Source organism: Lapillicoccus sp. (genome assembly GCF_025353065.1).
GTDB lineage: Bacteria > Actinomycetota > Actinomycetes > Actinomycetales > Dermatophilaceae > Lapillicoccus.
On the sequence record NZ_JANXRJ010000164.1, the window covers coordinates 1 to 10,856 of the forward strand.

Below are 10,856 nucleotides of genomic sequence, written 5' to 3' on the forward strand. Positions count from 1 at the left end.
TTCGGGAGGCCTCAGCGGGTCTGGTCGACCAGGACGGCCCACTCCCAGGCGAGCTGACGCCAGGCGTCGTAGCGGCCGGAGAGGCCCGCGTGGCCGGCGGTGAGCTCGGTGCGGAAGAGGATCGGCGCCGTTGCGGGGTCGCTCGTGGCGACCTCGCGCAGCCGGGCGACCCACTTGGCCGGCTCGGTGACGAAGACGCGGGTGTCGTTGATGCTCGTGGTCACGAGGATGGCGGGGTAGGGGTGCGGCCCGACGTTCTCGTAGGGCGAGTACCCCTTCATCCGCCGGTATGCCGCGGGGTCGTCGACCGGGTTCCCCCACTCCTCCCACTCGGCGACCGTCAACGGCATGCTCGGGTCGAGGATCGTCGTCAGCGGGTCGACGAACGGGACCTGGGCGTGCAGCACCCGGAACCGGTCGGGGGCAAGGTTGGCGACCGCGCCGATGAGCAGGCCACCCGCCGAACCCCCCTCTGCCGCAAGCCTCCTGGGGTGGACGAAGCCGGCGGAGACCAGCTGGTCGGCACACGCGACGAAGTCGGTGAAGGTGTGCTCCTTGTGCTCCATCTTCCCGTCGTCGTACCACCCCCGGCCCATCTCGGAGCCGCCCCGCACGTGCGCGACGGCGAAGACGAACCCGCGGTCCAGGAGGGAGAGGCGGGCGACGGAGAACCACGGGTCGGTGGACAGCCCGTAGGCGCCGTAGCCGTAGAGGAACCCCGGGGCCGTGCCGTCGAGCGGGGTGTCGCGGCGGTGCACGACCGACATCGGCACGCGGGTGCCGTCGTCCGCCTTCGCCCACTCGAGGTGCTGGACGTAGGCCTCGGGGTCGTAGTCACCGAGGACCTCGCGACGCTTGACCAGGGTGAGCTCCCGGGTCGTCAGGTCGTAGTCGTAGATCGTCTGGGGCGTGACGAGCGAGGAGTAGACGACCTGGAGGACGTCGGTGTGCGGGTCGGGGTTGTCCCCGGTCCCGACCGAGCGGACCGGCTCCGCGAAGGCGATGTCGAACGGCTCGCCGAGGCCGGAGGGCGCGGCCGGGTCACGCGGAACGACCCGCACCGACGTCTGGCCACCCGAGCGCAACGACACGACGATGACGTCGGTGAAGGCCTCGACGCCGGTCGCGTACTCGTCGGGGGTCGTGAGGTCGAGCGGCTGCCACTCCCCCACGCCGCCGGACGAGATCGTCGCGCGGGCGACCTCGAAGTTGGGGCGGTGCCGGTTGTGGAGCAGCAGCAGCTCGTCGCCCATCGGCTCGACGTCGTACTCCACCCCGTCCGCGCGGGGGGCGACGACCACGGGCGGGGACTCCGGCGACGAGGCATCGAGGAGGTGGTACTCGCTGGTCGTCTTCGACCCGATCCCGAAGACGATCCACCGGTCGTCCCGGGAGGTCCCGACGCCGACGGAGAACCGCTCGTCCGGCTCCGCCACGACGCGCACGTCCTGGTCGACCGCGGTGCCGACCTCGTGCCGCCAGATCTCGTGGGCGCGCCAGGCCTCGTCGACCCGGGTGTAGAAGAGGTGGGTCCCCGCGAGGCTCCACGCCACGCCGTAGCCGATGTCGGTGACGGCCTCGTCGAGGACCAGGCCGGTCTCGATGTCGCGGACCCGCATCGCGAACCGCTCGTCGCCGGCGAGGTCCACGGCATACGCGAGGAGACGTCCGTCCGGTGAGACGTCGCTGGCCCCGAGCGAGAAGAAGTCGTGCCCACGGGCCTCGAGGTTCTCGTCGATGATCACCTGCTCGTCGGGGGGCGGTGTCTCGCCGACGAGACTTGGACGGTCCGGGTGGTCCTCGACCCGGACCCGGCCGGAGACGGCATACTGCTCGCCCTCGACGGTGCGGCTGTAGTACCACCACCCGCCGTGACGGATGGGGACGCTGAGGTCGGTCTCCTTGGTGCGGCGCTTGATCTCGCCGAAGATCTCCTCCGCGAGGGGGGCCACCCCGGAGGTGCGGGCCGCGGCATACGCGTTCTCGGCCTCGAGGTAGGCGCGGAACTCGGGGTCGTCGCGGTCCGCCATCCAGGCCAGGTCGTCGCTGACGACGTCGCCGTGGACGGTGCGGACGTGCGGACGACGTGGGGCGAGGGGAGGGGTGGGGAAGGTCACCGATGCACTCTAGGTGAGGTCCGTGGGCACCTCTCCGGGTGGCATCCGACCCGGCCAGCAGGCAAGGACCCGGCGGGAGGTGAAGGTGCGTGGGGCACCGTCGACCGGGTCGACGAAGGACAGCCGGAGGGCCAACAGCTGGAGCGGGTCGGCGAAGTCGTCGGGGGCCACGTCCCTCACCACGGGGTAGAGCGGGTCACCGACGATCGGGATCCCGAGGTCGCTGAGGTGGCGCCGGAGCTGGTGCGTGCGGCCGCCCGCGGGAGTGAGCCGGTAGAGCCCGAGGTCGCCGTCGACGTGGAGGAGCTCCACCCGGGTCTCGCAGTTGGGCGGCTCCCCCGCCAGCACGTCGACCTGCAACGACCCCCGGGTCTTCCGCAGGTGACTACGGACCAGGCACGGCAGTACGAGGTCGGCGCGCACCGGTGCGACGGCGAGGTAGGTCTTCTGGACCGCGCGTCGGGCGAACAGGGCCTGGTAGGCGCCGCGGTGGGGTCGCGCGGTCGTGAGGACGAGCACCCCGGCGGTGAGCCGGTCGAGCCGGTGGGCGAGGGCGAGCCCGGGCAGGTCGAGCTCGTGGCGCGCCCGGGCGAGCGCGCTCTGGACGACATGGCTCCCCCGCGGCATCGAGGCCAGGAAGTGCGGCTTGTCGAGGACCACGAGCCGCTCGTCGCGGTGCAGCACCACCAGGGGGAAGGGCACCACGACCTCGTCGGCGAGCGGCCGGTCGATCCACAGGGTGCCGCCGGGCGGATAGGGCTCCCCCATCGCCAGGACCCGCCCGTCGGCGGCGAGGACACGTCCCTGCGTGAACAGCGCCTCGACCGCGGCCGGCGTGATGCCGCTCAGTCGGTCGACGAGGTGGGCACCGACCGTCGCCCAGTCGCCGGACGTCGGCAGGCGCACGCGGGCGGGGTCGACGCCCCGTCGCTGCGGCAGCGGTGGGTCCGCGGACCGGTGGGAGCCGGCGCGGGCGCTCACGGGGTCGGGCCGGCGAAGGCCAGCTGGATCGGCACACCGACGAACCTCCCGTATGCCGCGCCGGCCCGCTCGACCGCGCGCCGCAGGCTGGGCGTGGCGGTGGCCCAGGTCGTCACGGTGATGGCCACCCGGCTGGCGCTCGTCGACCGCGTCCAGGTGCCGACGACCCGACCGCCGACCACGACGGTCGGCAGGAACACGCCGTTGCGACCGGGGACGACCCGCAGCTCCTCCTCGCGGGTGAGCATCGCGCTGCGGTCCTTGTAGCCGAGGAGGAACTCGTCGAAGCCGGGCAGCAGGTGGGTCCCCGCACGGGCAGCCGGCGCCGGGGCGTCCACGTGGACGAGATGGGTCGCGTCGCCGACGACCTCCTCGACGATCGAGTCGCCGGCCAGGGCCACCGCCTCCCGTGCGAAGGCCAGGATGTGGCCGGTCCAGCCGGCGAGGTCGCTGACGGGGACGGGTCCGTGGGTCGCGACATAGCGCGCCGCGAGCGTCGCCATCGCCTCGTCGCGACCGGGGTCCCACGAGGTGGGCACCCACTCGTCGAGGAGGACGAAGGTGGGGTGCCGACCGACCAACGGACCCTGGCACAGCAGTCCCTCCTGGCAGAACCGACCGAGCAGGTGGATGCCTCGCTGCCCCTCGGGCGCGATGCCGTGCGCCGCCAGCACGACGAACGCCTCGGCGCGCGTCACCCCGCGGCCGCCGACGAGGGTGGCGACCAGGAGGTCACGGGCGCGGTCCACGACGTCGTCGCTCAGCTCCAGCTGCGCGAAGCGGGCTGCCGTCCGGCCGATCGAGCGGCCCCCGAGCAGGCGGCACATCCACCGCACGTCACGGGTGGCCATCAGGTGCAGCGTTCCGCGCATCGGCCAGCTCCGCGTGATCAACCGGTCCTCGATCGCCCGGTGCGCCTCCTCCATCGACGCCCCGGTCCGCACCCCGACCGACCAGAGTCCACTGCCGAGGTCCTGCGCCTGCAGGGCCAGGTGCGTCGAGACCACGTCCTCGATCGCCGCGGCGCCACCGCCGCGCGCCGGGGAGATGCCCAGGGCCGCGAGGCGGCGGGCACCGACACTCGGCGGGCTCCCGGCGTTCACAGGACCCGAGCATACGAAGCAGGGCGGACAGCAGGGCGACACCGCACGCGAGCACGTGGCCGGTCGCTGCCACTCCGTCCCTCACGCCCCACTGGCCCGGGGCCCTTGGCGGGACGATGTCGACGACGGACGCGCCCGACCTGATCCCGGACGCAGAGGGAGGGATGCCGCCCCCCACGGCCGGCACCCCTCACTCCTTCACGCGGACGACCCGTTGGATCCCAGCACGCTCACCTGCCCCCGTGGAGCGGGCTGCCGGGGCCGGAACCGCATAAATCATATACTGACACCACCATAACGTAAGGATTTAGCAAATACCGGACCTTCGGCACACGTTATTCCGCCGCGTTGGCCCCCAGCCGTCGAAGCAGCCACCTGCCAGACATCCGACGCTCAGATCGGGTCATGTGACCGATCAAATCGGCTCGCCGGGCGCCAGCACGACTGTAATGTGCCGTTGGCACCTACCTGCCATTGTCGCCGACATGCCACATGACGAGATGGCGGACGAGGCGGGCTGCTGGCTCCGGTGGGCCCGGCTCAGTCTCAGGACCCCAGGCAGGCCGGCCCGAGGAGGGCCTTGAGATCACCGAAAAGCGCCGGCCCGGCGCTGACCCGCAACGAGTCGTCGAGGCGCATCAGCGTCGATCGACCCGGCTGGGTCAGCTTGACGTGGACCTCGGTCACCCCCGGGTGCTCACCGAGGACGCCGCCGAGCCGCTCGGCGAGGGCGCTGGTCGCGCGGGACAGCGGGACGGTGAGCACGACCGGCCCCCGCGGCCCTTCCTTGATGTCGGGCAGCACGAGGTCCTGGGCGAAGATCGACATCGAGTCGTCGCGACTGCTCACCCGACCCTTGACCACGCAGACGACGTCGGTGCCGAGCATCGTCGAGACGGTCATGTAGGCCGACGGGAAGAACAGGCACTCGATGGCGCCGTCGAGGTCCTCCACCGTGGCGATGGCCCAGAGGTCACCCTTCTTCGTGCGCTTGATCTGCAGCCCGGTGATGAGCCCGGCGATGGTGACCGGGGTGCCGTCGGACGGCGGGTCGTCGCCCATCAGCGACACGATCGAGGTGTCGGCGTGCTGGGCGAGGACGTGCTCGATGCCAAAGAGCGGGTGGTCCGAGACGTAGAGGCCGAGCATCTCGCGCTCGAAGGCGAGGAGGGTCTGCTTGTCCCACTCGACGAGGGGCACCGCCGGCAGGCCGTCGAAGGCGTCGGCCCCTCCGGTGGTGTCCTCGACGTCGCCGAAGCTGCCGAAGAGGCTGTCCTGCCCGATCGCCTCCTGACGCTTGACCTCGACGAGGGCGTCGACGTAGCGGTCGTGGACCTCGAGCATCCCGCGTCGGCTCTCGCCGAGCGAGTCGAAGGCGCCGCCCTTGATGAGCGACTCGATCGTCCGCTTGTTGCAGACGACGGCCGGCACCTTGCCCAGGAAGTCCTTGAAGGAGCTGAAGGCGGTCTTGTCCTCACGGCTGTGGATGATCGCCTCGACGACGTTGACCCCGACGTTGCGGATGGCGGCCAGCCCGAAGCGGATGTCGGTGCCGACAGCGGCGAAGTTGGCCACCGACTCGTTGACGTCCGGCGGCAGGACCTTGATGCCCATCCGGCGGCACTCGTTGAGGTAAAGGGCCGACTTGTCCTTGTCGTCACGCACGCTCGTCAGCACGGCCGCCATGTACTCGGCGGGGTAGTGCGCCTTGAGGTAGGCCGGCCTGTACGACACGAGCCCGTATGCCGCGGAGTGCGCCTTGTTGAACGCGTAGTCGGAGAACGGCACCAGCACGTCCCACAGCGCCTTGACGGCGGACGCCGAGAAGCCGCGCTCCTGCATCCCGGCCTGGAAGCCGACGAACTCGGCGTCGAGGACCTCGCGCTTCTTCTTGCCCATCGCCTTGCGGAGCAGGTCGGCCTTGCCCAGGGAGTAGCCCGCCAGCTGCTGGGCGATGAGGATGACCTGCTCCTGGTAGACGATCAGGCCGTAGGTCGAACCGAGGATCGGCTCGAGGGCCTGGGCCAGCTCGGGGTGGAGATAGCTGACCTCCTGCTGGTTGTTCTTGCGCAGGGCGTAGTTCGTGTGGCTGTTGGCGCCCATCGGGCCGGGACGATAGAGCGCGCCGACGGCGGAGATGTCCTCGAAGTTGTCGGGCTTCATCAGCCGCAGCAGGGCCCGCATCGGGCCACCGTCGAACTGGAAGACGCCGAGCGTGTCGCCGCGGGCGAGCAGCTGGTAGGTCAGCGGGTCGTCGAGGGTCGTCGAGAGCTCGTCGAGGTCGACCTCCTCGGCGCGGTTCATCCGCACGTTGATCAGGGCGTCGTCGAGGATCGTGAGGTTGCGCAGGCCGAGGAAGTCCATCTTGACCAGGCCGAGCGTCTCGCAGCTCGGGTAGTCGAACTGGGTGATGATCTGGCCGTCCTGCTCGCGGCGCATGATCGGGACGAGGTCGATCAGCGGCTCGTTGCTCATGATCACGCCCGCCGCGTGGACCCCCCACTGGCGCTTCAGCCCCTCGAGACCGAGCGCCGTCGCGACGACCTCCTGGGCCTGCGGGTCCTCGTCGTGCACCGCGCGGAAGTCGGCGGCCTCGGCATACCGGGGGTGCTCCCTGCTGAAGATGCCGGTCAGCGGGATGTCCTTGCCCATGATCGCGGGCGGCATCGCCTTGGTGAGCTTCTCCCCCATCGCGAAGGGGTGACCCATCACGCGGGCGGCGTCCTTGACGGCCTGCTTGGCCTTGATCGTCCCGTAGGTGACGATCTGGGCGACCCGCTCCTCGCCGTACTTCTCCGTCACGTAGCGGATCACCTCGCCCCGCCGACGCTCGTCGAAGTCGACGTCGAAGTCCGGCATGGACATCCGCTCGGGGTTGAGGAACCGCTCGAAGATCAGCCCGTGCCGCAGCGGGTCGAGGTCGGTGATCGTCATCGCGTAGGCGCACATCGAACCGGCGCCCGAGCCGCGGCCGGGACCGACGCGGATGCCGTGCTCCTTGGCCCAGCGGATGAAGTCGGCGACCACCAGGAAGTAGCCGGCATACCCCTTGGTGACGACGACCTCGGTCTCGTAGTCGGCGCGCGCGCGGACGGCCTCGGAGATGCCCTCCGGATAGCGTTCGCGCAGGCCCCGCTCGACCTCCTTGACGAACCAGGACTCCTCGTTCTCGCCCTCGGGGCACGGGAAGCGCGGCATGTAGCGCCCCTCCCCCTCGACGAAGCCGACCTCGCAGCGCTCGGCGACCAGGAGGGTGTTGTCGCACGCCTGCGGCAGCTCACGGAACAGCTCACGCATCTGCGCGGCGCTCTTGAGGTAGAACTCGTCGGCGTCGAACTTGAAGCGGCCGGGGTCCATCAGGGTGGACCCGGACTGGACGCACAGCAGCGCCGCGTGGGCCGTGGCGTCCTCGGCCTTGGTGTAGTGCAGGTCGTTGGTCGCCAGCAACGGGATCTGCAGGTCCTTGGCGAGCCGCAGCAGCTCGCGCTGGGTCTGCCGCTCGATGGGCAGCCCGTGGTCCATCACCTCGGCGAAGAAGTTCTCCCTGCCGAAGATGTCCTGGAACTCTCCCGCGGCCTGCCGGGCCGCGTCGTACTGCCCGACCCGCAGGCGGGTCTGGATCTCCCCGCCGACGCAGCCCGTGGTGGCGATCAGGCCGTCGCCGTACTGCGCGAGCAGCTCGCGGTCGATGCGCGGCTTGAAGTAGTGCCCCTCCAGGGAGGCGAGCGAGCTCATCCGGAAGAGGTTGTGCATGCCCCCGGTCGTGCGGGCGAGCAGCGTCATGTGGGTGTAGGCGCCGGAACCGGCGACGTCGTCACGACCACCGTCGCCGAACTTCACCCGGGTCTTGTCCGTGCGGTGGGTGCCGGGGGTCAGATAGGCCTCGACGCCGATGATCGGCTTGATGCCGTGCTTGCGGGCCTTCGACCAGAACTCGTAGGCGCCGAAGACGTAACCGTGGTCGGTCGTCGCGATCGCCGGCATCCCCATCCGCGCCGCCGACTCGAGCAGCTCGTCGATGCGCGCCGCCCCGTCGAGCATGGAGTACTCGGTGTGCACGTGGAGGTGCACGAAGCTCGGGTCGGTCTTCTGGCTGTTGGGGGTGCGGGGGGCGGGCTGGGTGGACCCGATGGGGGTGCGGGGGGCGGGCTGGGTGGGCATCGAGGGTGAGTCTAGGTCTCCGGACCGACACCCTCCGCGTGTCGTGGCCGCGGCGCAGGTGGCCCGGCGTGTCGCGTCGCCACCCCCTCGCCACCCGTCGGGCGAGACGAGAGCAAGGCTTACGGTCAGCCGGCGCGGATGACGTCGAGCGCATGCTGGAGGTCGTCCGGATAGGTGCTCTCGAAGGTCACCCACTCGCCGGTGCGCGGGTGCTCGAAGCCGAGCCCCATGGCGTGCAGCCACTGGCGGTCGAGCCCCAGGCGGGCGGCGAGACGAGGGTCCGCGCCATACGTGAGGTCGCCGCAACAGGGGTGGTGCAGCGCCGCGAAGTGCACGCGGATCTGATGGGTCCGACCCGTCTCGAGGTGGATCTCGAGCAGCGATGCGTAGCGGAAGGCCTCGATGAGCTGGTAATGGGTCACGGCGGCCTTGCCGGACTCCATCACCGCGAACTTGTAGTCGTGCCCGGGATGACGCCCGATCGGGGCGTCGATCGTCCCGACCAGGGGATCGGGCAGACCCTGGACCAGCGCGTGATACGTCTTGTCGACCGTCCGCGCCTTGAACGCGCGCTTGAGCACGGAGTAGGCCGACTCGCTCTTGCAGACCACCATCAACCCGGAGGTGCCGACGTCGAGGCGGCTGACGACGCCCTGGCGCTCGCTCGCGCCCGAGGTCGAGATCCGGTAGCCCGCGGCGGCGAGGCCCCCGAGGACGGTCGGCCCGGTCCAGCCGACGGACGGGTGGGCCGCGACCCCCACCGGCTTGTCGACGACGACGATGTCGTCGTCGTCGAAGATGATGCGCATCCCCGGCACCGGCTCGGCGACGACCGCCACCACCGCGACCGGTCCGCTGGGGATCAGGACCTCGAGCAGGTCGCCGGCGCTGACCCGCTGCGACTTGGCCGCGACCTCGTGGTTGACGCTGACGTCACCGGCGCTCGCGAGGTCGGCCGCCCGGGTCCGGGAGAGCCCGAAGAGCCGGGCGATGGCGGCATCGACCCGCTCGCCCTCGAGCCCCTCGGGCACGAGGACGGCTCGCGCGTCAGCCATCGTGGTCTCCCGAGGTGGAGGGCAGGGTCGATCCCGAGGCACTGGCCTCGTCCGGCGGCGCGCCCCCGGCGGCTGCCTTCTGCTCGCGAGTACCGTCGACGCCCACCCCGCGGACGGCGAGCAGCCCGATGAGGACGGCGGCGCCGACGATGGCGATGTCCGCGACGTTGCCGATGAAGAAGTTGTTGTAGTCGATGAAGTCGACCACCTGCCCCCTGCCGATGCCGGGCTCCCGGACGAGCCGGTCGGTGAGGTTGCCGAGCGCCCCGCCGAGCAGCAGTCCGAGGGCCCACGCCCAGCCGAGGCTGCCGATCCGGCGGCTCGTGCGGATGACGACGACGAGGACGAGGACGGCGATGATCGTCAGCAGCCAGGTGCTCCCCGTGCCGAGCGAGAAGGCCGCGCCGGGGTTGCGGATCAGGGTGAGCCGCAGGTAAGAGCCGATGATCGCCTTCGACGGCTCTCTGGTGAGCATCGCGACGGCGAGCGCCTTGGTGCCCTGGTCCACGGCATACGTGAGGACGGCGAGGCCGACGAGGAGCGCGGACAGGCGCCGCCGCCGGGTCGAAGACGTCACGCCCGTCTGCACCTCCGCGCCGGTATGCCGGTCTGCCGGATGCCCGTCGTCCGGGCGGGTTTCGTCCTCGTGACTGGGGATCAGCGACTCTCCTGCTTGGTCTTGCAGTCCACGCACAAGGTGGCGCGGGGGGCGGCCTGCAGGCGCAGCTTGCCGATCGCGTTGCCGCAGTTCTCACACACACCGTAGCTGCCGTCGGCCAGCCGCTCGAGCGCGTGCTCGATCTGGTCGAGCTTGTCACGGGTGCCCGCCGCCAGAGTCATCTCGTAGTCCCGACCACCGATGCTCGCTCCCGCGTCGGCCTGGTCGTCGCCGGCGCCCTCGCCGGCCTCTCGCAGGAGGCCCTGCAGGTCGGCCTCGGCGATGTGCAGGTCACCGAGCGCCTTGGCCCGCTCGGCCTCGAGCTCGGTCCGGGTCTCGCGGATCTCCTTGGCCGTCCAGGGCGTCTCCGTGCCGCGGACCCGGAGCACGGCGCTCCCCGTGCTCGACCGCGCCGACTTCGCGCTGGTCTTCTTGGCCGGAGCCGCACTGCCGGCCGGGGCGGACGTCTTCACAGGTGCTGCCTTCGTGGCCGGAGCGGCCGTGCTGGTGGGGGTGCGCCTCGTGGCGGGAGCAGCCTTCTTCGCCGACACCGACGGGGTGGCGGGAGCGTTGGCCGTCTTCTTCGCCGGAGCGGACGCCGTCTTCTTCGCCGGAGCGGACGCCGTCTTCTTCGCCGGTGCCGCCGCCGTCTTCTTCGCCGGTGCCGCCGCCGTCTTCTTCGCCGGAGCGGACGCCGTCTTCTTCGCCGGTGCCGCCGCCGCCCTCTTCGCCGGTGCCGCCGCCGCCTTCTTCGCCGGAGCCGCCGCCGCCTTCTTCGCCG

General features: G+C 71.1%; 8 protein-coding genes. 1 reads left to right on the forward strand and 7 read right to left on the reverse strand.

Annotated features, from left to right (window positions below):
- Nucleotides 1–11 precede the first annotated feature (11 nt).
- The 7 genes from Q0R63_RS13180 to Q0R63_RS13210 all read right to left on the reverse strand — a co-directional run bounded on the left by Q0R63_RS13180 (nt 12) and on the right by Q0R63_RS13210 (nt 10,548).
- Nucleotides 12–2,117, reverse strand: a complete 2,106-nt coding sequence (locus Q0R63_RS13180) for a S9 family peptidase (RefSeq protein WP_295697978.1) — start codon at nt 2,115–2,117, stop codon at nt 12–14.
- Nucleotides 2,118–2,126: 9 nt separating this feature from the next.
- Complete coding sequence (locus Q0R63_RS13185) at nt 2,127–3,023, reverse strand: pseudouridine synthase (protein WP_366521130.1); 897 nt, start codon at nt 3,021–3,023, stop codon at nt 2,127–2,129.
- Nucleotides 3,024–3,094: 71 nt separating this feature from the next.
- Complete coding sequence (locus Q0R63_RS13190) at nt 3,095–4,201, reverse strand: winged helix DNA-binding domain-containing protein (protein ID WP_295697981.1); 1,107 nt, start codon at nt 4,199–4,201, stop codon at nt 3,095–3,097.
- A 546-nt stretch (nt 4,202–4,747) separates the two neighbouring features.
- Nucleotides 4,748–8,362 carry a DNA polymerase III subunit alpha gene (dnaE, locus tag Q0R63_RS13195; RefSeq protein WP_295697984.1) on the reverse strand — a complete coding sequence of 1,205 codons (3,615 nt, stop codon included), beginning with the start codon at nt 8,360–8,362 and terminating at the stop codon, nt 4,748–4,750.
- A 125-nt stretch (nt 8,363–8,487) separates the two neighbouring features.
- Nucleotides 8,488–9,417, reverse strand: coding sequence for an RluA family pseudouridine synthase (locus tag Q0R63_RS13200; RefSeq protein WP_295697987.1), 930 nt, complete (start codon nt 9,415–9,417; stop codon nt 8,488–8,490).
- Nucleotides 9,410–9,994, reverse strand: a complete 585-nt coding sequence (gene lspA, locus Q0R63_RS13205; RefSeq protein WP_295697988.1) for a signal peptidase II — start codon at nt 9,992–9,994, stop codon at nt 9,410–9,412. Before lspA ends, Q0R63_RS13200 begins: the two co-directional genes overlap by 8 nt.
- 80 nt (nt 9,995–10,074) lie before the next feature.
- Entirely contained in the window at nt 10,075–10,548 is a 474-nt protein-coding gene (locus Q0R63_RS13210) for a TraR/DksA C4-type zinc finger protein (RefSeq protein WP_295697990.1), read from the reverse strand.
- 13 nt (nt 10,549–10,561) lie between these two features.
- Here Q0R63_RS13210 and Q0R63_RS13215 point away from each other — a divergent pair.
- The coding region (locus tag Q0R63_RS13215) for a hypothetical protein (RefSeq protein WP_295697993.1) at nt 10,562–10,856 on the forward strand (295 nt) is incomplete at its 3' end.

Bases quoted from the DNA above. Each gene is read 5' to 3' on its own strand.
- dnaE (WP_295697984.1), bottom strand. From the start codon at position 8,362: ATGCCCACCCAGCCCGCCCCCCGCACCCCCATCGGGTCCACCCAGCCC.
- Q0R63_RS13200 (WP_295697987.1), bottom strand. From the start codon at position 9,417: ATGGCTGACGCGCGAGCCGTCCTCGTGCCCGAGGGGCTCGAGGGCGAG.